Origin of the sequence: Sphingopyxis selenitireducens, from assembly GCF_051550705.1 — a bacterium.
GTDB lineage: Bacteria > Pseudomonadota > Alphaproteobacteria > Sphingomonadales > Sphingomonadaceae > Sphingopyxis.
In genome coordinates, this window is the sequence record NZ_JBPULG010000002.1 from 94826 (window position 1) to 118508 (window position 23683).

Below are 23683 nucleotides of genomic sequence, written 5' to 3' on the forward strand. Positions count from 1 at the left end.
GGCCTGTGATCGCGCGCATCGCCGGGCCGCGGCGGCGGCCGCTATGCAGCGAGGGCCAACGTCGAAGCTGGCTGGCCCGCGCCTTGCCCGACGCTTCGAAACATGGAAGATGGCGGGAATATAAGGAGATGACATGGTACGGAAATCGATTTTGGCGGCCGGCGTAGCGGCGCTGGGCGTTGCCACCCCGGCGGCCGCCAACCGGCTGGTGATCGACCTTCAGGGCGTCTCGCCCAATCGCGTCATCGTCTATGCCGACACCTATTCGTCCAACCGGACCCCGGTGGGCGAGATGGGGCCGGTCGATATCAAGGAGATCGAGCTGGTCACCGTCTATGAAGCGGCGGACAAGCCCTATTGGACCGAAACCGATATCCAGTTTCAATGCCCCAATCCCTATTCCGCCGCGCATGGCCGCAAGCGGGTGAAGCCGGGCGACAAATGGGTCCTGCCCGCCGCGACGTCGGTCCAGTTCCGGCTGGCGGCGGGCCGGACGCGGTCGAAGCAGAAGGATGACAGCGATGCGTTGCAGCCGACCGACTGGCAGTCGACGTCGAGTTACCCGATGCTGCGCGCCTATCGGCTGGCGTGCCAGGAAGCCGAACTGAGCCAGGCGATCGCGGCGTCGGGCAAGGACGGCAAGGTCGTGCAGGATCTGGTGAGCCGAAATCTGGCCGCGCTGGGAGTCGAGGGCGTGCTGATGACGCCGGTCGGGTATAATTGGGTCGAGGCGGCCGAGTTCAGCTGGACGCATTTCTGGAAGGACGCGAAGAAGCCGCCGGTGATGGCGAGCCGCAAGCTGACGCCCGCCGAACAGGCCGAGTTCGAAGCCCGGATGCGCAGTTTCGAGACCGCGCTGCCCGCCGCGCGGCAGCGGGCGATGGGCATCATCGACAATTTCCAGAGCGAAAGCGCCTTTGTCGCCAAGGCGGCGGAATTGCGCGGCAAGCGCAAGCTGTCGCGCAGCGAAAGCCTGCTCCTTGGCGTATGGATGTCCAAGACCGAGCAGGATGTCGTCGCGGCGAACGGCCCGCCGGCGGTGGACAATGCCGGCGGCCTGCGTTTCCTGTCCTATGGCCGCTCCTATGACAATCGCGTCCTGTGGCAGAATGTCGTGAGCGGAGGGACGCGGGTCACCGGCGGATATGACAGCTGCAATGTCCGTTACGTCCTGCTTCCCGATGACAAGGGCGTGCCAAGGGTTGCCGATGTGACGGTCAGCCGCGATCGCGACGGCGCTATCGCCGGTACCAATGCCTGCGCCGATATCATGAATGTTCCCGGCGGATAGCGCCGGGATGGGGCCGCCCTTTCGCGTCTTTACCAAGAGCGCGAAGGGGCGGGGTGTATGATGGCTAGCCGGCCGGTTTTGCCGCGGTGCATTCGCCGAGCCGGCGATAGGCTTCCTGCAGGCGGATGGGCTGGGCGCTGAAAACCTGTTTGCCGCCGAAATCGACCGCAATATCATCGCTCTCGTTCTTCTCGGCGAGCAGGGCCTTCATGTCGACGATCAGGATGAAAACGCCGTTGGTCGCACTCTGCCCCAGCGTCGTGTGGATGGCGGGATAGATTTGGGTCGGATCCTTGCTGCGCACCGTGATTTTGGTGGCGGCCGTCTGGGCGACTTTCGGAATATCCTTGCCGTCGAACCAGATCATGCCGACGCCCTTTTTAGCCATTTCGGCATCCCAGGGACCGTGGATGGCGAACAGTCCGTTGGTCGTGATGAAATTCACCGAGCAGCGAAGGCCGTCATTTGCGGGTTTGCGCATCTGCACCCAAAACCCCTCGGCCCCCTTGTAGAATGGCTCGCTGTGCAGGCCTTTCGAGGGATCGCCGCCGCTGTCGCCGCCGAGCAATTCCGGGGGCAGCTGCGCCGCGGCCGGGTGGGAAAGGCCGGACAGGATCAGCGCGCCGAGGGCGAGATAGGTGTTTCGCATCGAAACCGAGCTCCTTGAAGGTGAAATCAAAGCCTTATCAGCGGCTTCTATATCATCTCTGTGATGCCCGTCACTGCGAAGATAAGGCTGGCGCCCCGTTCCTTGCCATTCCAGCCGAAGCGGGAATGGCAAGGGGTGGAGGGTCCCGGGCGATGGGGCTAGGTCAGGCTTTTTACCGCCCTTGGCCGCCTGTCCGGTCCCACCGCGACGAAGATGAACACCGCCTGCGTGACCTTATTATCCTCATCAGCGTGACGGTCGCGCGCCCAGGCCTCGACCTCGACATGCATCGAGGTGCGGCCGACTTTGACGAGGCGCCCGAATACGGACACCTCGTCGCCGACGAAGACGGGGCGGTGGAAGGTCATCCCTTCGACCGAGATCGTCACCGCGCGGCCGCGTGCGTGGCGCGAGGCCACCGACGAGGCGGCAAGGTCCATTTGTGCCATCAGCCAGCCGCCGAAGATGTCGCCATAGACATTGGCGTTGGCGGGCATGGCGGTGACGCGGACGGCGGGCTGTCCGTCGGGCATGCCCGTGGGCGCACTGGCCTTAGTTGGCATCATAGGCCTCCTTGATCCGGGCTTTGGTGCGCATCGCCTGTGCGGCCGCGACCATCGCTGTCAGGGCCGGGCGCACCTCGTCCCATTTGCGCGTCTTGAGCCCGCAATCGGGGTTCACCCAGATTTGCCCCGGCGGGACATGTTTGCCGGCAAGGGTGAGGAGGTCGGTCATCTCACGTTCGGCCGGGATGCGCGGGCTGTGGATGTCGTACACGCCGGGGCCGACCTCGTTCGGATAGGCGTAGCTGGCGAAGGCGTCGAGCAACTCCATCTGCGACCTTGCGGTCTCGATCGAGATGACGTCGGCGTCCATCGCGCCGATCGCGCGGATGATGTCGTTGAACTCCGAATAGCACATATGGGTGTGAATCTGGGTGTCGTCGCGGACGCCCGACGATGTGATGCGGAAGCTTTCGACGGCCCAGTCGAGATAATGCTGCCGCCACTCCGAGCGACGAAGCGGCAGGCCTTCGCGCAGCGCCGCTTCGTCGATCTGGATGATCGCGGCGCCGGCCGCCTCCAGATCCTGCACCTCGTCGCGGATCGCGAGCGCGATCTGGCGGCAGCTGGTCTCGCGCGGCTGGTCGTCGCGGACGAAGGACCAGTTGAGGATGGTGACGGGGCCGGTGAGCATGCCCTTCATCGGGCGGTCGGTCTGGTCCTGCGCATAGCGCCACCAGTCCACGGTCATCGGCGCGGGGCGCGAGACGTCGCCGTAGAGGATGGGCGGGCGGACGCAGCGCGAGCCATAGCTTTGCACCCAGCCGGCGCGGGTGAAGGCGAAGCCCGCGAGCTGCTCGCCGAAATATTGCACCATGTCGTTGCGCTCGAACTCGCCGTGGACGAGGACGTCGAGGCCGATCTCCTCCTGCCATTTGACCGCGGCACGGGTTTCGACCTTCAGATAGCGGTCATAGGCGGCATCGTCGATTTCCCCCCTGATATGCGCGGCGCGCGCCTTGCGGACCTCGTGGGTCTGCGGGAAGCTGCCGATCGTGGTGGTCGGGAAGGCGGGAAGGGCGAGGCGCTTTTGCTGGGCCTCGCGGCGGGCGGCGAAGGGCGCGGTGCGTTTGGTGGCGCTTTCGTCGAGGGCGGCGAGGCGGGCGGCGACGGCGGGGTTATGGATTTTCGGTGAGGTCCGGCGGGCGACCGCGGCGATGCGTGAGGCCGAGAAGGCGGCGAAGCTCGCGTCTTCGCCTTCGTTCAGCGCTTTGGCGAGCGCGGCGAGTTCCTCGATCTTTTGCACCGCAAAGCTCAGCCATTGTGCGATTTCTGGGTCGAGCGAGGTTTCGAGCGCGAGGTCGACGGGGGTGTGGAGCAAGGAGCAGGAGGGGGCGAGGATGAAGTCGCGCGTGCCCGCCAGTTCCTTGAGGCGCCAGTAAAGGTCGGGCAGATTGGCGCGCCAGATGTTGCGGCCGTCGATGACGCCGAGCGAGAGCAGGACGTGCGGCTGGAGTTTTTCGAGCGCGGGTTCGAGCTGACCCGGGGCGCGGACGAGGTCGAGGTGGAGCCCGTGGACGGGGAGGTCGGCGACGAGATCGAGATTGTCGCCGAGGCCGCCGAAGTAAGTGGTGAGCATGAGTTTCGGACCGCGAGTGGCGAGGCGGGCGTAGGCGCGCTCGAACGCGGTGCGCTGTTCGGCGCTGAGGTCGAGGACGAGGCAGGGCTCGTCGATCTGGACCCATTCGGCACCGGCCTTGGCAAGGCGCGCGAGGATTTCGGCATAGATATCGAGAAGCTGCGGCAAGAGCGCGAGCGGTTCGACCGCCTTGCCCTTGGCGAGCATCAGATAGCTGACGGGGCCGAGGAGGACGGGGCGGGTGGTGTAACCGAGCGCTTTGGCTTCCTCAAACTCGTCGAAAATCTTGGTCGAGGCGATCCTGAAGATCTGCCCTGCGGTGAGTTCGGGGACCATGAAATGATAATTGGTGTCGAACCATTTTGTCATTTCCTGCGCGGTGGTGTCGTGGGTGTGGCCGCAGGCGGCCGGTCCCGCCGGGTCATCCTGAACCCCGCGCGCCATGGCGAAATAGAGGTCCGGATCGACCGTCTCGCCCGCCCAGTCGTAGCGCGGGGGGATCGCGCCGATCAGCGAGCTGGTGTCGAGAACATGGTCATAGAGCGAGAAGTCGTTCGAGGGGAGGATGTCGGCGCCGAGCGCCTTTTGCCGCGCCCAATTGAGGGCGCGAAGGCCCGATGCCGCGATCTGGAGATCGGCGAGGCTGGTCTTGCCCGACCAATAGCTTTCGAGCGCATGCTTGAGCTCGCGGCGAAGGCCGATGCGGGGAAAGCCGAGGGTGGCGACGCTGACAGTCATGTTTCAAACACCTTGCAAGGGGGCAAGGGCCGGACAGACGGACACGCAAGGGTCCACGCCCGCAAAGCAAGGATCGGGCGCAGTCAAGCATGCGGCCTGACCGGACACCCCGCCGGAGGACGTTATCTGACGAGGCAGGTCTCCTGGCTCACGGATCAGCGCGGGGGTCTGGCCTTCCCGGTTCCTTGCGAACCAGTGACACGTATCGACCACCGCTCACCGCTTACAGTTGCGGGGGCAGCGCCGGTTTTGAACCGGCTTCCCGTCTTAGCTCCACACCGCGCAAGCGATGTGGAGAACCTCGACAGTTTGGAGAATAGGCGGCGCAGATTGGAAGTCAAGGCGCACATAAAGAAATCTTTATATGCGCCTTACTTATACGCTCGGTGGGCGGTAGAATCGGTAGCGGGTGACAGCGCCGTCGATCAGGTTCTTTTTCAAGCGCTTGCGCATCTTGTCGGCGTCGTCGAGGGTGACGCAGACGAGGCGGGTGCCGCCCGACGGGAGGGGCTCGATCGCGCTGATTGCGACGCCCGCGGTCTTGCAGGATTTGGTGACGTCGCTTTCGGGCAGCGTAACGTTCATCGCGCGGGTCATGGCGTGACCGGCGCGGCGGCTTGGGCGCGGATGGCGGCGGCAACCCGGGCATAGCCTTCGTCGCTCGCGGTCGCGATGGCGAGCGGGCGGCCGCCGAGTGCGGGGTTCTCGGTGTTGAGGAAGCCGATCGCGTTTTGGGGGCCGCTTTCGGTTTTAGTTCCGCCGAGGGTCAGCCAGGCGAGCTGGCTGATATTGCCTTGGCGCCGCGCATCGTCGCGGGGGAGCGGGGTGCGGGCCTTGCGGACAAAGCCGTTCGAGCGCGTCCTTGCGGGGGCGGCGGTCTCTGTACCGGATTGGGGCTCAGGGTGAGTCTCGGAATTCATAGGCGGCGCGGCTCCTCTTGCGTAAGCGGGAGCACAGCCTGTCTCTCGGTCGCGGCGGCTTACGAGAATGCGTGCCGCGATAGTCTGTATATGGGGTCCCGGAGGCGGATTGTAAGCACCCGCCGCCCGGGATCGATTGGTTTACGCGCCGTTGGCGGCGGAAAGAATCGCCCGCACACTCGCGGTCGCGACGTCGGTATCCAGCCCACAGCCGAACAGGCTTTTTCCATCCGCCGTGCGGCATTCGACATAGGCGGCGGCTTGCACGGTGCTGCCCTGACCGATGGCGTGTTCGCTATAGTCGATGATGTCCATCACCGGGCCGCCGCTTTCGCTGAGCGCGGCGATGACGCTGCTCATCAGGCCGTTGCCGCGGCCGCTGACGGTGCGCGGGGTGCCGTCGATCATGAGCTTGCCGGCGAAGATGCGGTCGGGACCGCTGTGGGTTTCGGACCAGTCGACGAGCTGGAAACGCTTGCCAGTCGTGGCGAGATACTTACCCTCGAAGGCGCCCCAGATATCCTCGGCGCCGAGTTCGCGGCTGGTCTCGTCGGCCAGCGCCTGTACAACGTGGCTGAAGCTCGCCTGCATTTTCTTGGGCAGTTTCAGACCCTTGTCCTGTTCGAGGACCCAGGCGACGCCGCCCTTGCCCGACTGGCTGTTGACGCGGATCACCGCTTCATAGCTGCGGCCGAGGTCGGCGGGATCGATGGGGAGGTAAGGGACTTCCCATGTCTCGTCATTCTGGCGTTCGCGTGCGGCGAAGCCCTTTTTGATCGCGTCCTGATGGCTGCCCGAAAAGGCGGTATAGACCAGTTCGCCGCCATAGGGGTGGCGCGGGTGGACGGGGAGCTGGTTGCAATATTCGACCGTCTGGATGACCTCGTCGATATTCGAGAAATCCAGTTCGGGGTCGACGCCCTGCGTGTACATGTTGAGCGCGATGGTGACGAGGCAGGTGTTGCCGGTGCGCTCGCCATTGCCGAACAGGCAACCCTCGACGCGGTCGGCGCCCGCGAGCAGGCCGAGTTCGGCCGCCGCGACGCCGGTGCCGCGGTCGTTGTGGGTGTGCAGGCTGATCAGCGCGCGGTCGCGGTTCGGCAGATTCTTGGCGAAATATTCGATCTGGTCTGCGTAGATATTCGCCGTCGAGGCCTCGACCGTCGCGGGGAGGTTGAGGATGATCGGATTTTCGGCGGTCGGTTGCAGCACTTCCATGACCGCTTCACACACCTCGATCGAGAAATCGATTTCGGCGGTCGAGAAGGTTTCGGGGCTGTATTCGAAGCGCCAGTTGGTCTGCGGCAGGCGCGCGGCATTGTCGCGCAGCTGCTTGGCGCCGTCGATCGCGATCTGTTTGATTTCGGGCATGTCCATGCCGAAGACGATCTTGCGCCACGCGGGGCTGACCGCGTTGTAGAGGTGGACGATCGCGGTCTTTGCGCCCGCGAGGCTGTCGAAGCTGGTGCGGATGAGGTCGGCGCGGCTCTGGGTCAGCACCTGCACGGTGACATCGTCGGGGATGCGGCCGTTCTGGACGAGGCCGGAGATGAAATCGAACTCGGTCGCGCCCGCGCTGGGGAAGCCGACTTCGATTTCTTTCAGACCGACGCGGCAGAGCAGGTCGAAGAAGCGCGCCTTTTTCTCGGCGTCCATCGGGTCGATCAGCGCCTGATTGCCGTCGCGCATGTCGGTGGAAAGCCAGATCGGCGCCTTGGTCGTGACGCGGCCGGGCCATTCGCGGTTCGTCAAGGGAACCTGCGGAAAGGGGCGATATTTGACCGAAGGGTCGCGGAGCATGGTCATGGTCTTTTGGTTCTTCTGCGAAAGGGTGGTTTTGGTCGAGTTACCCTTGGGCGATCGCGCGCCACCGTGGGCGCAGCGTTATCGTCACGCCCAAGGGCGTGTAAGTCGCAGAAGTAGGAGCCCGTTGTGGCGCATGGCCACGCTCTGACATGAAAATGTCGTGTTTGGCAAGGGGCAACACAGGAAAATTGCGCGGAGGGCTGCGCTGCGCCACCTCCGCGAAGGCGGAGATGGCGCTGGCAGGCTGTCAGGCGGCCTTGCTTTCCGGCGCGTCCGCGTCGTCTTCGTCGTCGTCCTCTTCCTCCCAGGGGGTGAAGATTTCATCCTCGATCATATTGGCGATCGCGTGGACGCGGATGCCGATGACCCAATCCTCGAGCGGGCCTTCCCACGCGGCCTCGACTGTGGTCGGCGTGTCGGCGCTGCCACCGGCCGGGCGATCGCCGACGAGATCGAAGTCCTGCACACCGTCGGCGGGCGGGTTGATATAGACGTGGGGGTCGAGCAGGACGCTCGTCCAGCCCGCGGTGGAGGCAATGCCCTCTGCCTCGACGGTCAGCAGGGCATGTTCTTCGTCGCCGCCGATAAAGGCGTTCACTTCGATAATTTCGCGTACCAGTTCGCTCATCACACGGAACTCCCTGTCAGGGCCGGGGACTGGCCCGGACGCCTGTCTAGCGGAGTCGTGTGACAGATTGGCGCGCGGTCAGTTTTTCACCCACCCCACTGCGGGATCGTTGAAGTCGATCACGTCGGCGAGTTCGCGGACATTGGGGTAGCCATAGCCGACGAGGTTGATGAAGGTCTGGATGTTGAGCGCGAGCGCGGCCGATTTCATCGGCACGGGCGCGGCGTTGTTACGGAAATTATTGTTGCAATAGATGAGGATGGGGCGGTCCGGGTTGACGCCGATCACCGCGGCGAGGCTGTCGGCGGTGAAATCGGTCAGCGGCAGGTTGACCGCGCCCGCGATATGGCCGCGCGCAAAGGCGTCCTTTGAGCGCGCGTCGAGGAGGAGGGTTTCGGGTTTGGCCGCCTCGGCCTTGAAGGCGTCGAAAGGGAGGAGGCGCGTGGCGCGTTCTGGCGCGACGCTGGCGGTGAGCGCCTGGAAAGCCGGATAGTCGATTTGCGGATTGCTCTGCGCGAATGCGGGCGCTGCCGGGAGCGACAGGGCGAGAGCGAGTAGCAGGGTTTTGCGCATGATGATCCTCCCTTGAATGACGGGAGGTTAGGCGCGGGTTGCTGGATGCGCGATGAATGCGGAGTGGCCCGCCCCCGCGCCTTCCCATGAGCGGGAGGGGCGGGGGCGGGCCGGCGCGCTTACTGCTTTTCGAACGCGGCGTGGATTTCGAGTTCGACGATATCGCTGACCACCGGGATGCCGTAATTGACGCCAAAATCGCTGCGACGGATTTTGGTTTCCGCGTTGAAGCCGATGGTGGCTTTCTTGTTGAACGGATTGGCGCCCGCGCCGTGGAAATCGACGTCGAGCGTGACCGGGCGGGTCACGCCATTGAGGGTGAGGTTGCCGGTGACCTTGGCTTCGTCGCCGTCATCGTCGAGGACGACGCGGGTCGAGACGAATTTGGCGTCAGCGGGCGCGGGGCCGAAGAAATCGGCCTTGCCGCCGTCCTTGCCCGCGCGCAGCAGATGGTCGGTGAGGCCGGCGCTGGCGGTCGTGACCTTCGACACCGGGATCGTCACATCGACCTTTGACGCGGCAGGATTGGCGGGGTCGATGACGAGGGTGCCGGTGACGTCGCCGAAGATGCCCGAATATTTGCTGAAGCCGAAATGATCGACTTCCCAGACGACCATCGTGTGTCCGGCATCGGCGGCGTAGGTGCCGGCGGTGACGCGCGTTTTGTCGGGCGCGCCGGGGACGCCCGAGGGGGCCTGCGCGATGACGGCGGGGACGGCGACGACGGCGAGCGCGACGGCGGCAATGGGAAGAATGCGGCGCATGTGGAAGGCTCCTGTTTCGGGGGAGGCCAAAGGCTAAGCGACAGGAGGGGCCGGCGTCAATCGCACGGCATCGAAACGCTGCGTTTCGCGGCGGTCGCTTCAGTCGGCGGCGCGGCGTTCCTCGAACCATTGGCGCAGCATCGCCGAGGTGCAGCCGGTGAAGCCATAGCTGCCGACGGGCGAGCAGCTGTTGGGGCGAGTGGCGCGAGCGACATTGTCATAACCCTCGACCGCCGAGGCCCATGAACCGCCGCCGACGGGTGCGTCGTCCTTCAGCTCCTCACGCAAATCCTTGGGGACGCGGTAGCGTTCGCTTTCGGGTTGCTGCGCGCAGACGATGATCTCGTCCCCCACCGGTGCGGGGCAGGGTTCGTCGCCATAGGTGTAGAGAATCGAGGTTTTCTGCGGCGGCGTGGCGGTTTGCGCGAGGCTTTGGTCGAACGCATGCGCGGGCGCTGCGAAGATGAGCGTGGCAATCAGGGGGAGGAGGAGGGCAGGCTTCGTCATTGCAATCAGGCATTCCCTTTGCGACCATCCCCTGCATGCCACGCTAGCGCGCCGAGATGAACCTAAGCCGAACTGCGCCTGCCGCCCTGTGCGATGGCGGCGATGGGGCGCCCGCGGTTCAGTTCAGGGCGCGGCATTTCGACTTGGCATCGTTCATCGCCGGACTGACGATAAAGCAAATGACATATTTGCCGCCGTTCGACAGCGTGAAGGTATAGGAGGAGAAATTGTCGGAGAACATCTCCGTCTGATAATCGTTGAACCCGATGATCCGCCACCCTGCATTGAGAAGGTCGGTCATCGACTGGGTGAGCGGCACCCAGTCGGTCGGGCGTTCATAGGTGTCGACCGGTTCCTCTTTTTTGCGCGCTTCGGCGCTGCCGAGGGGAAAGAGCATCAGAAGCAGCGCGAGAAACAGGCCGGGCTTTTGCATTATTTCATTCTCCGGGAAGGAGTTAGGGGGATATCCGGTGTATCCGGATATCAGCCCGGCACGTCAAGCGAGGCTGCGATGGAATTCCAGACCTGCGCCAGTTCATCGGGCGCGATGCAATAGGGCGGCATGACATAGACGGTGTTGCCGAGCGGACGCAGCAGGACGCCGCGATCGCGATAGAAGGCGATGAGGCGCGGCGCGAGGTTCGAGAGATAGCCGCCGTCGGGGACCTGGATATCGAAGGCCGCGATGGTGCCGAGGCGGCGGGCATTGGCGACGCGCGGGTCGTGAGCGAGCATCGACAGGTGCGCGCCTTGCGCGACCGCGAGCGCGTCGATGCGCTGCTGAACCGGCTCGTCGCGCCAGATGGCGAGATTTGCGTTGGCGGCGGCGCAGGCGATCGGGTTCGCGGTGTAGCTGGACGAATGATAGAAGGTTTTGCTGCGGTCGGTGGAGAAATGCGCTTCGAAGATCGGTTCGATGCACAGCGTCACCGCGAGCGGCAGCGCGCCGCCGGTCAGGCCCTTCGACAGGCAGACGATATCGGGGATGACGCCCGCCTGATCGCACGCAAAGCGGGTGCCGGTTCGGCCCCAGCCGGTCATCACTTCGTCGGCGATGAAGAGGACATTGTGGCGCGCGCAGATGGCGCGCATTTCGGCGAGCACCCATGCGGGATAGATGAGCATGCCGCCCGCGCCGAGGATCAAGGGTTCGACGATGAAGGCGGCGGGCGCGCTGCCCGTTTCTTGGCTTGCGCAAGCGGCTTCGAGCGCGTCGAGTGTTTCCTGTTCGCGGCCTTCGTGCGGGAAGGGGATGGTGTTGACGTCGAAGAGCAGGGGCTGCCAGGCGCGGTTGTAGACGCCGCGCTCGCCGACCGACATCGTGCCGATCGTATCGCCGTGATAGCTATGTTCGAGGACGAGAATGCGGCTGCGCGGCTCGCCGATGTTATACCAGTAGCCGAGCGCCATTTTGAGCGCGACCTCGACGCTGGTTGAACCTGAATCCGAAAAAAAGACGCGGGTAAGCGGGTCGGGGGTGATGCGGATGAGTTCGGCAGCCAGCGTTTCGGCGGGTTCGTGGGTCCAGCCCGCGAAGATGAGCTGATCGAGCTTTTCCGACTGGTCGCGGATCGCGGCCATGATGCGCGAGTGGGCGTGGCCGTGGGTGGTAACCCACCAGCTGGAGATGGCATCGATCCAGCTCTGGCCGTCGGGGCCGTGGAGGCGCGCGCCTTCTCCGCGGGTGATCAGCGGCACGGGGTCGCCAAGGCCGTGCTGGGTGAAGGGGTGCCAGATGGGGGAATCGAGAGAGGTCATGGCGTGTCCCTATACGCCTTCGTCATTCCCGCGAAGGCGGGAATCCCGCTTTTCCTTTTTGCTTTCCGAGGCAGAGAAAGCTGGATCCTCGCCTTCGCGAGGATGACGAAGAGGGGAGGGGATGACGAGATTTAGCGGAAGTCGGCGAGGTCGAAGTTCGCGCGGAACGCGGCGGCGAGGGTTTCGCTGGTCAGCGGGGCGACGATCGGCAAGCGGCCCAGGCGGCGGACGCCGCTGACCTCGGCGATTGTGTTTTCGCTGTCTAGCACGGGGTCGCCGAGGAAGGCGAGGCCGTGGATCGGGACATGGCGCGACCGAAGCGCCTCGATCGTCAGCAGGCTGTGGTTGATCGTGCCGAGCATCGTGCGGGCGCAGACGATCACCGGGATTTGCCATTTCGCGAAGAGATCGGCGTAAAGGGTGGTGCGGGTGACGGGGACGAGCGCGCCGCCCGCGCCCTCGACGATGAGGTCGCCGGGCGGCGGGGCGAGTGTTTCGGTGTCGATGGTAACGCCGTCAACTTCGGCGGCATAATGCGGCGAAGCGGGGGTGATCAGGCGGTGCGCCTCGGGATGGATCGCGACCTCGGCGAGGCGCGCGACGACCTGGCTGTCGCTTTCTTCTTCGAGGCCCGCCTGAATCGGTTTCCAGTAGGACGCGCTGGTCGCCTGCGCCAAGGCGGCGGAAAAGATGGTTTTTCCGATGCCGGTATCGGTCCCGGTGACGACGAAACGGGTCATGCGTCGGCCATGGCGGCGGCGAGGGCGTCGGTCATCGCGTCAATGTTATCCTCGTCAACATTGAGCGTGATGGCGATGCGGAGGCGGGCGGTTCCCTGTGCCACCGTCGGCGGGCGAATGCCGCGAATGTCGAAGCCCGCGCCTTGCAGCGCGGTCGCGATGCGCATCGTGCGATCATTTTCGCCGATGATCACGGGCTGGATCTGAGTGCCGCTGGCCGTGATGCCGAGCGGGGCGAGGCGCGCCTCGGTATGGCGGACGAGCGCGGCGAGGCGTGCCTGACGCTCGGGCTGGGTCGCGACGATTTCGAGGCTCTGGCGGACGAGCCACGCCATCAGCGGCGACGGCGCGGTCGAGAAGATGAAGGGGCGGCCGCGATTGACGAGGAAGTCGGTGACGACGCGCGGCGCGCAGACCAGCGCGCCTTCGCAGCCCAATGCCTTGCCGCAGGTGTGGAGGGTGATCAGATTGTCGCGGCGCACGAGGTCGCTGGCGAGCCCCGCGCCATTGGCGCCGTAGACGCCGGTCGCATGGGCTTCGTCAACGACAAGCACGGCGTCGAAGCGATCGGCGACGGCGGCGAGGTCGGCGAGCGGGGCGCGGTCGCCGTCCATGCTGTAGAGGCTTTCGACCGCGATCCATGGGGTGCCCGAACCGCCGCCGGCGCGCCAGCGGGCGATGATGTCGGCGAACGCCTGCGGATCATTATGCGCGGCGGCGATGCTGCCGGCGCGGGCGAGGCGCATGCCGTCGTGCGCGCTGGCGTGGATCAGTTCGTCGTGGACGATCAGGTCGCCGCGCTGCGGCAGCGTCGCGAACAGCGCGGCGTTGGCGGCGAAGCCGGTCGAGAAATAGAGCGCCGCTTCGCTGTCATAATGGCGCGCGGCATGCGCTTCGAGCGCTTCATGTTCGGCGTGGTTGCCGCGCAGCAGGCGCGATCCGCCCGATCCGGCGGGGATGCCCTGTGCGATGCCGGCGGTCAGCGCGTCGCGCAGCGCGTCGGAATCGGCGAGGCCGAGATAGTCGTTCGAGGCGAAATCGACCCCGGTGCGGGGGGCGAGCGCACGGAGGCGGGTCTCGGCGGCGAGAGCGCGAAGATCGCGGCTGTGGGCGGAGAAGGGGGAGGCGCGGCCCGGCATCGGGGTTCCTTAGAATATCGGGGTGAAATGGCAAACCCGCGGTGCGGTTCAACCGGCTTTTTCGGTGAGCCCTTTTTCGCTCGCCAGCCGATGGGGTGTGACGATGGGTTCGAGGGTTTTGCTGTCGAAAAGCGCGCATCTCCGGCGATCGCCCGACAGGAGGTCCTTGATCATGCGGGGAAAGAAGCGGCGCATCAATGCGCCCATGCTCATTTTGGGCAGAAGGCTGGTGTCGCCGACGCCGTCCTCTGTGAAGAGATGTCCGCGCGGCGGGCCGACCAGTCGTTCGCGCGCAGCGGGGTCGCAGGCGCGGAGCTGGGTCGTGATGTACGGGATTTTGCCATTGGCATAGGTGTTGAACAGCGGGGTACGGCAGCATTTGGCATACCAGCGCAACGTCGGCTTATCGGTCAGGTGGAGGCAGGCGAGCTGGTCGCGACCGGAGGCGATGTGCATGCGCGCGCATCGCGATTGATAGAGCGATGCGCCGCCATGTTCGTCGAGCATTTGCGCCGCATGACCGAGATAATGAGCGAGATATTGGCAGTCGGTGCAATGGCAGACGACATGGTCGCCCTGGTCCGGACCGACGCGCAGAAGTGTCCCCGAAACCGTTCCGCATTCGCAGGCAAAGGGGAGGTCGGATGTCATTGCCCGGCCTTAATCCTTTGCCCGCGATTGCGAAAGCGGTTGCCGTAGGGACCCCGGCTTTCGCCGGGGTGACGGCCTGTCGGGGAGCCTGCCCCGGCGTAGGCCGGGTCAGTTCTTCGTCTTGTCGACCAGCTGGTTCTTGGCGATCCACGGCATCATCGCGCGCAGTTCGCCGCCGACCTGTTCGATCTGGTGCGCGGCGGCGGCCTTGCGGCTGGCCTTCAGCTCGGGCTGGCCGGCCTGGTTGTCGAGGACGAAATCCTTGACGAAGCGGCCCGACTGAATGTCCTCCAGCACGCGCTTCATTTCGGCCTTGGTCTCGGCGGTGATGATGCGCGGGCCGGTCTTGATGTCACCATATTCGGCGGTGTTCGAGATCGAGTAGCGCATATTGGCGATGCCGCCTTCATAGAGAAGGTCGACGATCAGCTTGGTTTCGTGGAGGCACTCGAAATAGGCCATTTCGGGCGCGTAACCCGCTTCGACCAGCGTTTCGAACCCGGCCTGGATCAGGTGGGTGACGCCGCCGCACAGCACGGCCTGCTCACCGAACAGATCGGTTTCGCACTCTTCCTTGAAGGTCGTCTCGATGATCCCGCTGCGCCCACCGCCGACGGCCGAGGCATAGGAGAGGGCGAGCGCCTTGGCGTGGCCGTTGCCGCTGTTGCCGTTCGCTTCCTGTGCGACCGCGATCAGGCAGGGGACGCCGCCGCCCTTCTGATATTCGCTGCGCACGGTGTGGCCGGGGCCCTTGGGAGCGACCATGAAGACGTCGATGTCGGCGCGCGCTTCGATCAGGCCGAAGTGGATGTTGAGGCCGTGGGCGAAGGCGAGCGCCGCGCCGGGCTTCATGTTCGGGCCGATATCGTCGGCATAGATTTTCGCCTGATGCTCGTCAGGAGCGGCGATCATGATCACGTCGGCCCATGCAGCGGCTTCCTTGTTCGTCATGACCTGGAAGCCCGCAGCTTCGGCCTTCTTTGCGGTTGCCGAACCGGCGCGCAGCGCGATTGCGACATCCTTGACGCCGCTGTCGCGCATATTCTGTGCGTGGGCGTGGCCTTGGCTGCCGTAACCGACAACGGCGACCTTCTTGCCCTTGATCAGATCCTGGTCGGCGTCGCGATCATAATAAACTTGCATGTCATTCTTTCCTGTCTTGTTGTGCGTCATGCCGGAATTCATCCGGCATCCTTGGCCCCCGGATCAGGTCCGGGGCGACGCGTGTTGGAAACGCAATCTGTAAATTCTTCAGGCCGCCTCCGCCCCGCGGGCGATGGCGACGACGCCGGTGCGGCCGACTTCGACGAGGCCGCATTCGCGCATCAGGGCGATGAAGCGGTCGATTTTCTCGCTGGCGCCGGTGATTTCGAAAATGAAGCTGGTGATCGTCGTGTCGACGACCTTCGCGCGGAAGACGTCGGCGAGGCGCAGCGCCTCGATCCGTTTGTCGCCGGTGCCCGCGACCTTGACCAGCGCGATCTCGCGCTCGACATGCGCGCCCGCGTCGGTGAGGTCGGTGACCTTGTGGACGGGGACGAGCCGGTCGAGCTGGGCGATGATCTGGTCGATGATCTGCGGCGGGCCATTGGTGACGATGGTGATCCGCGACAGCGCATGGTCGGAGCTGATGTCCGCGACGGTCAGGCTTTCAATATTATAGCCGCGCGCGGTGAACAGCCCGGTGATCTTGGCGAGCACCCCGGCTTCGTTGTCGACGGTGATGGCGAGCACATGGCGCTCGCCCGCTTCGGTTGTGATTTTCATGTCAGTGCCTCGGAAGGTCTATTTTTACGGCATGGGTTTTGACGGGCGTCAGCAGAATCGTGCCCGCTACCCAGAACAGCGCCACCGAAACGACACCGCCGACCGTCCCCCAAAGCGAGTTTTTGCGTTGAAAGTCGCGGACGGTTTGCGCGCCGGCATAAAGCGCCGCTGCGAAAGCGATGCCCGCGACGGGCAAAAGATACGCCAGAGACTCCATCACACCAGTGCCTTGGCTTCGTCGTCCATCGTGCCGGTGACGTCGCTCGGCTGGAGGATCATATCGGTGTGGGCGGCTCCCGACGGGATCATCGGGAAGCAGTTGGCGAGTTGGGCAACGCGGCAGTCGACGATCACCGGACCCGGGGTGTTGATCATCGTCTGGATGCCGTCCTCCAGCTCACCGAAATTGTCGATGCGCAGGCCGGTCCAGCCATAGGCGTCGGCAAGCTTCACGAAATCGGGCAGGCTGTCCGAATAACTGTTCGAATAGCGGCTTTCATAGGTGAGTTCCTGCCACTGGCGGACCATCCCCATCCACTGATTGTTGAGGATGAAGATCTTCACCGGCAGACGATACTGGCTGACCGTGCCCATTTCCTGAATGTTCATCTGCAGGCTGGCTTCGCCCGCGATGCAGATGACGAGGCGGTCGGGGTGCGCGATCTGCGCGCCGACGGCGGCGGGAAAGCCGTAACCCATCGTGCCGAGGCCGCCGCTGGTGAGCCAGCGGTTGGGGCCGCGGAAGCCGAAATGCTGCGCCGCCCACATCTGGTGCTGGCCAACCTCGGTCGTGATGATCGGGTCGCGCGCATGGGTGGCGTCGTACAGCGCCTTGACCGCGCGCTGCGGCATGATTTCGGCGGCATCCTCTTTCTTTTCGGGGAAGTCGAGACAGCGCGTCGCGCGCCAGCCGTCGATGCGCCGCCACCATTCGCCGAGGTCGCGCGCCTTGTGGCCCGCCGCCTGCCAGCCCGCGATGATCGCGTCGAGCGCGCGGCCGGCATCGCCGACGATCGCGAGGTCGACGGGAACGATCTTGTTCACCGAGCTGCGGTCGATGTCGATGTGGATCTTTTTCGCTTCAGGCGCGAAGGCGTCGAGGCGGCCGGTCACCCGGTCGTCGAAGCGCGCGCCGACCGCGATGATCAGATCGGCGCGGTTCATCGCCATGTTGGACTCATAGGTCCCGTGCATGCCGAGCATGCCGAGCCATTTGTCGTCGTCGCACGGGAAGGCGCCGAGCCCCATCAGGGTCGAGGTGATCGGCGCGCCGGTGAGCGCGACAAGCTGACGCAGCGCCGCGCTGGCATCGGGGCCCGCATTGATCACGCCGCCGCCGGTGTAGAAGACCGGGCGTTCTGCGGCGGCGATCATCGCGACGGCTTCGGCGATCGCCGCGCTGTCAGGTTCGACCTGCGGGCGATAGCTTTTGTGGTCGATCATGTCGGGCACGATATATTTGCCGGTCGCGACCTGAACATTTTTCGGAATGTCGATCACCACCGGGCCGGGGCGGCCGTGGGTCGCGATGTAAAAAGCCTCATGCATGATCGGGCCGAGCCGCGCCGGGTCCATCACCAGATAATTATGCTTGGTGCAGTGGCGGGTGATGCCGACCGTGTCGCATTCCTGGAACGCGTCGGTACCGATCAGCGTCGTCGGAACCTGACCGGTCAGCACGACCATCGGGATCGAATCCATCAGCGCGTCGGTGATGCCGGTGACCGCGTTGGTCGCGCCGGGGCCCGAGGTCACGAGCACGACGCCGGGCTTGCCGGTCGAACGTGCATAACCTTCGGCCGCATGGGTCGCCGCCTGTTCGTGGCGGACGAGAATATGCTGGATCGTCGGATGCTTGAAGAGCGCGTCATAGATGGGAAGGACCGCGCCGCCCGGATAGCCGAACACCGTATCGACCCCGAGGTCGACCAGCGCCTGAACCACCATGTCGGCACCACTCATTTCCGTCACGACTATGCTCCTTCCATCTTGTGCAGGCGCGCGAACTTGCACGCCCAAGCCGCGCGCTTGTGCGCTGCAACAGGAGGCGGGGAATAGGTATATGATTCTATCTTGTCAACAGGCTATCGCGTAATATTATTGCTAATTCTGCGAGGTTGTCGATTGATAATGACTCTGCGTGGCGGGGCCATTCGGCGGGGAGCTGGTTGCGAAACCACGTATATTGGCGCTTGAGATACTGGCGCGTCGCCGCCTGCGCGAGGTCGAGCGCCTCGGCGCGGTCGATTTCGCCCGCCAGGTGGCGCGCAATCTGCGGCACGCCGATGGCGCGCATCGCGGGCAGGTCGGGGTTGAGGCCGCGTGCGAGAAGAGCCTCGGTTTCCTCGATCGCGCCGCGCTCGAACATCGTCACCAGCCGCCGGTCGCAGCGGTCGCGCAGCCAGTCGCGCGGCGGCAGGAGGATCATCGGCGCGACGCTGATGGCATCCGCTATCCCGCCCTCGCGCGCCTGTTGCCAGTCGGCGAGCGGGCGGCCGGTCGAGCGGACGACCTCGAGCGCGCGGGCGACGCGGGTGGCGTCGGCAGGGTGGAGCCGCGCGGCGGCGGCGGGGTCGTCGCGGGAGAGAGCGGCGTGCGCGTCGGCGACCTCCATCGCGCGGATCGCAGTGCGAATATCGGGGTCGATTTCGGGCACGGGGGCGATGCCGAAGAGCAGGGTGTTGAGATAGAGCCCGGTGCCGCCGACGAGGATGGGGAGCGCGCCGGCGGCGTGCGCCTTGGCGATTTCCGCGGTCGCGTCGGCCGCCCAGCGCGCGGCATTATACGCCTCGGCGCCGTCGATGCAGCCGAACAGGCGGTGCGGGATGCCCGCCATTTCATCGACCGTCGGGCGCGCCGACAGGATGGCAAGATCGGTATAGACCTGACTGGCGTCGGAATTGATCACGACCGCATTCGGGACAATTTGGGCGAGCGCGACCGCCAATGCGCTCTTGCCGCTGGCGGTGGGTCCGGCGATAAGCGCGACAGGAGGACTGGCCTGTGAGGGCTGGGGCCGGAAAGATGATGAAGGAGATGCCATGTTCGTCGCAACGCTGATAGCAGCAGGGAAGCTGACGGGCGAGGTGGTCCGCGAAGCCATCGACCGGCTCGACGCGACGGGCCATGATGTCGGCGCGCCGCACTGGCTGGACGAGGGCGATGCCGCCGATATCGTCTTTCACGGCAGCCTTGTCAGCGCCCGCGCCGAACTCGCGAAAATGGACCATGGTGCGCTGGATGTCGTCGTTCAGCCGCTGGGTGACCGCACCAAGAAATTGATCATCGCCGACATGGATTCGACGATGATCACGGTCGAATGCATCGACGAACTCGCCGATTATGCCGGGCTGAAGCCGCAGATCGCGGCGATCACCGAACGCGCGATGCGCGGCGAACTGGATTTTCGCGCCGCGCTGACCGAGCGCGTCGGACTGCTCGCCGGGATGCCCGAATCGGTGCTGGCCGAATGCCGGATGGAGCGGGTGCGACTGACGCGCGGCGCGCGGACTCTGGTGCAGACGATGAAGGCGCATGGCGCGCATTCGGTGCTGATTTCGGGCGGCTTCACCGCCTTTGCCCGCCCGGTGGGCGAGGCGATCGGGTTCGACAAGGTGATCGCAAACGAGCTGGAGATTGCGAACGGCAAGCTGACCGGGCGCGTTCTGGAGCCCATCGTCGATGCGAGCACCAAGCTGGAAACGCTGAAGACCGAGGCCGCGGCGCACGGCCTGCCGCTGGCCGAGACGCTGGCGGTGGGTGACGGCGCGAACGATATTCCCATGATCACCGCCGCGGGGCTGGGGATCGGTTATCACCCGCATCCGGCGGCAGCGGAAGCCGCGGCGGCGGTGGTGCGGCACCATGACCTGTCGGCGCTGCTGTGGGCGCAGGGCTATCCGCGGCGGAGCTGGGTGCTGGGGTAGGGCGAGCACAGCTGGCGAGCGTGAAAAACTTCCTGTTCGTGTGTAGCCAGAACAAGCTGCGCAGCCCGACCGCCGAGCAGATATTTGCGCAATATCCGGGGATCGAGACCGCGTCGGCGGGAACCAATAATGACGCCGAAAATCCGCTGACGTCCGAGCTGATCCGCTGGGCGGACATGATTTTCGTGATGGAAAAGACGCATCGCAGCAAATTGCAGCGGCGCTATCGCGCGGCGCTCAAGGATGCGCGGATCATCTGTCTCGACATTCCGGATGACTATGAATTTATGGACGAAGCGCTGGTGGGGATTTTGAAGACCAGAATGTCGCGGTATCTGCCGACCTGACTCGCGCTGCGATCGGCGGGAGAGCGGGAAGAGCGGCTTGCAACCGTGAAGTTGACCTCGCCATCCTCGTCATCCCGGACCCTTCGACACGCTCAGGACAGGCTTGATCCGGGATCCACAGCAGCGTCGAAGTCATGGACCCCGGATCAAGCCCGTCCTGAGCGTGTCGAAGGGTCCGGGTGACGAAGCGGGAATGGCGGGTCGCGACCGGTTGCAGTTCCCACTTGCGGGAGGAAATGGGCATTATGCCCTTGCCACCCAAGGTCGACGTGGCGGCCGAAAATGCCGGCTGCTAGGACTCTGTCGATCAATCGACTCGCTCCGCCGCAAAATGCCGTCTGGTCGCTTGCGAGCGCTGGATCGCGTTCATAGGGTCGCCTGATCCATCCAACCACGGGGAATAAATTGCCAGTTTTCAAATCCTCTGCGCTGCTCGGCGCACTGTTCGTCCTGACCCTTCCGGCGGCTGCCAGCGCCCAGGGCGTGGTAGTCGAAGGCAATCTTGCGCGTGCGCAGGGGCATTGGGGCGGCGAACTGGGGGCGGGCGTTGGCTTCCGCGCCGGGCCGATCACGTTGCGGCCGATCGGCGGGCTGCTGATCCATTCGGACAACGACGAGCGCGAGGTGAAACCTTATGCCAAGGCTGAGGCGACAGTGACGATTCCGGCGCTCGCCGAACTCGGCGCGGGCGCGCGCATTAGCAGCGGTCGGACGCGAATTTACGGAACCGCAGCGTTCGATCTGCTCCCGAAGCTGAAGCTGAAAGGCAATTTGGGTGACGGCTATGCGGCGATCGGCGTCATGGGGCAGTTTTGACCGGTCCGGACGGGTTTAGGGTGACTTGAAAGGGGCCGATGGCGGCCGCTTCTTCTCCCCTCCCGCAGGCGGGAGGGGTTGGGGGTGTGCCAGCAGCGTTGCGTTTTGCCCACCCCGCTGCGGCTAACCAGCAAGCTGGCAAGCCTCGCTGCCCCTCCCGCCTGCGGGAGGGGAGAAGCGTCGGCTTCCCATCTCATTGCCCCTCCGTCGTCGTCGCCCCGGACCCTTCGACAAGCTCAGGACAGGCTTGATCCGGGGGCCATGAATTCGGCGCTGCGGTGGATCCCGGATCAAGTCCGGGATGACGAATGTCAGGAAGGCACCTCAAGGCAGATCCTGTTCGTACACCCCGGACCAGCGCGGCGATGGCCAGCACATTGTAAAGACGGGCTACCTTCAAAGCCATTTGCCTAGGCTGTGTTGTGATTGTAATACGCGAACCAAGCATGAGATGGTTCCGTAAAGCCCAAGCCCCCGATCCGGTCCCCGCGGCGATGCCGGGCGCGCCTCTGGCCGAGCCGGCGGCAGCGCCCGTTCCCGAATCGCGCCGGCGCAAATGGGCTCGCCGTATCGCGCGCGGCTTTGCGGTTTTCTGTGTTGCTTTCATCCTGCTCGTCGGCTGGCTCGCGCTCACCGCGCCCCTGTCGAAGTCGCTTGAGCCGATCGCGCCGCCGCAGATTACCTTGCTGGCGTCGAACGGGTCGCCGATCGCGCGCATCGGGGCGATCGTCGATACGCCGGTGAAGACGGCGGCGCTGCCGAAGCATGTTACCGGCGCCTTCCTCGCGATCGAGGACCGGCGTTTCTACAGCCATTGGGGCATCGACCCGCGCAGCATCGCTCGCGCGGTGTGGAGCAATGTCACCGGCGGACGGACGCAGGGCGGCAGCACGATCACCCAGCAGCTCGCGAAATTCACCTTCCTGACGCCCAAACGCACGCTCGGCCGCAAGGCGCGCGAGGCGCTGATTGCTTTCTGGCTGGAGGCGTGGCTGACCAAGGACGAGATTCTCGAACGCTATCTGTCGAACGCCTATTTCGGCGACAACACTTACGGGCTGCGCGCCGCGTCGATGCATTATTTCTATCGCCAGCCCGAAAAGCTGACCCCGGCGCAAGCGGCGATGCTGGCGGGGCTGGTGCAGGCGCCCTCGCGCCTCGCGCCGACCAAAAACCCCGACCTTGCCGAAAAGCGAATGCGGCTGGTGCTGAAGGCGATGGCCGCCACCGGATATCTCACCGAGGGTGAAGCGAAGTCGTTGCGCGCGCCTAGGATCGATGTGCGGAGCCGCAATACGCTGCCAACCGGCACTTATTTTGCCGACTGGGCGCTGCCCGAGGCACGCAAGCTCAGCGATGTCGGATATTCGCGCGAGACGATCACCACGACGCTCGACGCGCGGCTTCAGGGCGTCGCGCGGCGGGTGACCGGCCACGCCGGGCTGGGCAAGGCGCAGGTCGCGCTGGTTGCGATGCGCCCGAATGGCGAGGTGGTGGCGATGGTCGGCGGGCGCGACTATGCCGCATCGCCCTTTAACCGCGTGACGCAGGCGCGGCGGCAGCCGGGGTCGACCTTCAAATTATTCGTCTATCTCGCGGCGCTTCGCGATGGTTGGAAACCCGACGACCGGATCGGCAACGAGGCGATCGAAACCGGGTCGTACCGGCCGAAAAATGCAGGCGGTTCCTATTCGCCGTCGCTCACGCTCGAGGATGCGTTTGCGACGTCGAGCAATGTCGCCGCGGTGCGGTTGCTGCGCGAAGTCGGCGACGACAAGGTGATCCGCATGGCGCGCGACCTGGGCGTCACCGCGCCGATGGCCGAGGGCGATCCCAGCCTGGCCCTGGGCACGTCGAGCATGACTTTGCTGGAACTCACCGCCGCCTATGCCGCGGTCGCGGCGAACAGCTATCCGGTCGAGCCGCATGCCTTTGAGGCGGCGGAGATGGGCTGGTTCGAAAAACTGTTCCGCGGGCCAAGCCGCTTTGGGTCCCGGGAGCATGAGGCAATCGAACAGATGTTGCGCGCCGCTGTTAACCGCGGCACCGGCCGCGCCGCCCGGCTTCCGCAGGCCAATTTCGGCAAGACCGGGACGAGTCAGGACAATCGCGACGCGTTGTTCGTCGGCTATGCCAACGGGCTGGTGGTCGGGGTATGGATCGGCAATGACGATAATTCGCCGCTTCAGGGCATTTCTGGCGGCGGCCTTCCCGCGCGCATCTGGCGCGATTTCATGGTCGAAGCGCGCGGGCAGAAGCAGCAGCGCAAGGCGCCTGCGCCGGCGGCCGATCCGCGCGGGCCTGTTCAGCCGCTCGACATTCCCGACGTGGGCGCGATTCCGGTCGGGGATAGAACCCGCGTCGGGATCGAGGATGGCAATGCGGTGATCACGACCGAAATCGGCGGCAATCGCATCGATTTGCGCCTGCCGATCGACCGGCCTCCGCCCGCCGCTGAACCCGCGCCGCCCCCACCGTAGCGAAGGCCGGAGAAATTTTCGCTGTCCACCATCGGCGCGCC

Annotated in this window: 25 protein-coding genes and 1 riboswitch; of the genes, 5 read left to right on the plus strand and 20 right to left on the minus strand. The window is 65.0% G+C overall.

Annotation, left to right across the window (positions count from 1 at the left end; all coding sequences use genetic code 11):
- Positions 1-133 precede the first annotated feature (133 nt).
- On the plus strand, positions 134-1291 hold the full coding sequence (locus ACSYDV_RS06385; RefSeq protein ID WP_438322949.1) for a hypothetical protein: 1158 nt from the start codon (positions 134-136) through the stop codon (positions 1289-1291).
- Between the two features lie 64 nt (positions 1292-1355).
- Here the strand turns inward: ACSYDV_RS06385 and ACSYDV_RS06390 are convergent, their stop codons facing one another.
- From ACSYDV_RS06390 to miaA, 20 genes are all read right to left on the minus strand, one after another.
- Positions 1356-1940, minus strand: coding sequence for a hypothetical protein (locus tag ACSYDV_RS06390; protein ID WP_438322950.1), 585 nt, complete (start codon positions 1938-1940; stop codon positions 1356-1358).
- Between the two features lie 158 nt (positions 1941-2098).
- Positions 2099-2503, minus strand: coding sequence for an acyl-CoA thioesterase (locus ACSYDV_RS06395; protein WP_438322951.1), 405 nt, complete (start codon positions 2501-2503; stop codon positions 2099-2101).
- Positions 2493-4820, minus strand: coding sequence for a 5-methyltetrahydropteroyltriglutamate--homocysteine S-methyltransferase (metE, locus tag ACSYDV_RS06400; protein WP_438322952.1), 2328 nt, complete (start codon positions 4818-4820; stop codon positions 2493-2495). The genes ACSYDV_RS06395 and metE overlap by 11 nt, the downstream gene beginning before the upstream one ends.
- Before the next feature lie 116 nt (positions 4821-4936).
- Positions 4937-5139: riboswitch (cobalamin riboswitch) on the minus strand.
- Positions 5140-5195: 56 nt separating this feature from the next.
- Positions 5196-5405: a hypothetical protein gene (locus ACSYDV_RS06405; protein WP_438322953.1), complete on the minus strand. Its 210-nt coding sequence runs from the start codon at positions 5403-5405 to the stop codon at positions 5196-5198.
- 8 nt (positions 5406-5413) lie between these two features.
- Complete coding sequence (locus ACSYDV_RS06410; protein WP_438322954.1) at positions 5414-5740, minus strand: hypothetical protein; 327 nt, start codon at positions 5738-5740, stop codon at positions 5414-5416.
- 141 nt (positions 5741-5881) lie between these two features.
- Positions 5882-7546 carry a 2-isopropylmalate synthase gene (gene leuA, locus ACSYDV_RS06415; protein ID WP_438322955.1) on the minus strand — a complete coding sequence of 555 codons (1665 nt, stop codon included), beginning with the start codon at positions 7544-7546 and terminating at the stop codon, positions 5882-5884.
- A gap of 247 nt (positions 7547-7793) precedes the next feature.
- Positions 7794-8174 carry a hypothetical protein gene (locus tag ACSYDV_RS06420; protein ID WP_438322956.1) on the minus strand — a complete coding sequence of 127 codons (381 nt, stop codon included), beginning with the start codon at positions 8172-8174 and terminating at the stop codon, positions 7794-7796.
- Positions 8175-8252: 78 nt separating this feature from the next.
- On the minus strand, positions 8253-8747 hold the full coding sequence (locus ACSYDV_RS06425) for a rhodanese-like domain-containing protein (protein ID WP_438322957.1): 495 nt from the start codon (positions 8745-8747) through the stop codon (positions 8253-8255).
- Positions 8748-8866: 119 nt separating this feature from the next.
- Entirely contained in the window at positions 8867-9511 is a 645-nt protein-coding gene (locus ACSYDV_RS06430; RefSeq protein ID WP_438322958.1) for a YceI family protein, read from the minus strand.
- Positions 9512-9610: 99 nt separating this feature from the next.
- Positions 9611-10018, minus strand: a complete 408-nt coding sequence (locus ACSYDV_RS06435) for a hypothetical protein (RefSeq protein WP_438322959.1) — start codon at positions 10016-10018, stop codon at positions 9611-9613.
- A 118-nt stretch (positions 10019-10136) separates the two neighbouring features.
- Positions 10137-10451: a hypothetical protein gene (locus tag ACSYDV_RS06440; protein ID WP_438322960.1), complete on the minus strand. Its 315-nt coding sequence runs from the start codon at positions 10449-10451 to the stop codon at positions 10137-10139.
- Between the two features lie 50 nt (positions 10452-10501).
- Positions 10502-11776 carry an adenosylmethionine--8-amino-7-oxononanoate transaminase gene (locus ACSYDV_RS06445; RefSeq protein WP_438322961.1) on the minus strand — a complete coding sequence of 425 codons (1275 nt, stop codon included), beginning with the start codon at positions 11774-11776 and terminating at the stop codon, positions 10502-10504.
- 131 nt (positions 11777-11907) lie between these two features.
- Entirely contained in the window at positions 11908-12516 is a 609-nt protein-coding gene (gene bioD, locus ACSYDV_RS06450; protein ID WP_438322962.1) for a dethiobiotin synthase, read from the minus strand.
- Positions 12513-13655, minus strand: a complete 1143-nt coding sequence (locus ACSYDV_RS06455) for an 8-amino-7-oxononanoate synthase (protein ID WP_438322963.1) — start codon at positions 13653-13655, stop codon at positions 12513-12515. Before ACSYDV_RS06455 ends, bioD begins: the two co-directional genes overlap by 4 nt.
- A 48-nt stretch (positions 13656-13703) precedes the next feature.
- Positions 13704-14306, minus strand: a complete 603-nt coding sequence (locus tag ACSYDV_RS06460) for a DUF6151 family protein (RefSeq protein ID WP_438322964.1) — start codon at positions 14304-14306, stop codon at positions 13704-13706.
- A 108-nt stretch (positions 14307-14414) separates the two neighbouring features.
- A complete protein-coding gene (ilvC, locus tag ACSYDV_RS06465) occupies positions 14415-15449 on the minus strand; it encodes a ketol-acid reductoisomerase (protein ID WP_438323647.1) in 1035 nt (344 codons plus the stop codon).
- A gap of 108 nt (positions 15450-15557) precedes the next feature.
- Positions 15558-16073, minus strand: a complete 516-nt coding sequence (gene ilvN / locus ACSYDV_RS06470) for an acetolactate synthase small subunit (protein ID WP_438322965.1) — start codon at positions 16071-16073, stop codon at positions 15558-15560.
- A gap of 1 nt (position 16074) precedes the next feature.
- Positions 16075-16290: a hypothetical protein gene (locus tag ACSYDV_RS06475; RefSeq protein ID WP_438322966.1), complete on the minus strand. Its 216-nt coding sequence runs from the start codon at positions 16288-16290 to the stop codon at positions 16075-16077.
- Entirely contained in the window at positions 16290-18044 is a 1755-nt protein-coding gene (gene ilvB / locus ACSYDV_RS06480) for a biosynthetic-type acetolactate synthase large subunit (RefSeq protein WP_438322967.1), read from the minus strand. Before ilvB ends, ACSYDV_RS06475 begins: the two co-directional genes overlap by 1 nt.
- Positions 18045-18141: 97 nt before the next feature.
- Positions 18142-19116: a tRNA (adenosine(37)-N6)-dimethylallyltransferase MiaA gene (gene miaA, locus ACSYDV_RS06485; protein WP_438322968.1), complete on the minus strand. Its 975-nt coding sequence runs from the start codon at positions 19114-19116 to the stop codon at positions 18142-18144.
- Here miaA and serB point away from each other — a divergent pair.
- The 4 genes from serB (at position 19115) to ACSYDV_RS06505 (ending at position 23642) form a co-directional block, all read left to right on the plus strand.
- Entirely contained in the window at positions 19115-19999 is an 885-nt protein-coding gene (gene serB, locus ACSYDV_RS06490) for a phosphoserine phosphatase SerB (protein WP_438322969.1), read from the plus strand. The two genes, miaA and serB, sit on opposite strands and share 2 nt — an antisense overlap.
- A 20-nt stretch (positions 20000-20019) precedes the next feature.
- Positions 20020-20346, plus strand: coding sequence for a low molecular weight protein tyrosine phosphatase family protein (locus ACSYDV_RS06495; RefSeq protein ID WP_438322970.1), 327 nt, complete (start codon positions 20020-20022; stop codon positions 20344-20346).
- Between the two features lie 405 nt (positions 20347-20751).
- Positions 20752-21162, plus strand: a complete 411-nt coding sequence (locus tag ACSYDV_RS06500) for a hypothetical protein (protein ID WP_438322971.1) — start codon at positions 20752-20754, stop codon at positions 21160-21162.
- Positions 21163-21608: 446 nt separating this feature from the next.
- Complete coding sequence (locus ACSYDV_RS06505) at positions 21609-23642, plus strand: transglycosylase domain-containing protein (protein ID WP_438322972.1); 2034 nt, start codon at positions 21609-21611, stop codon at positions 23640-23642.
- Positions 23643-23683: the final 41 nt, after the last annotated feature.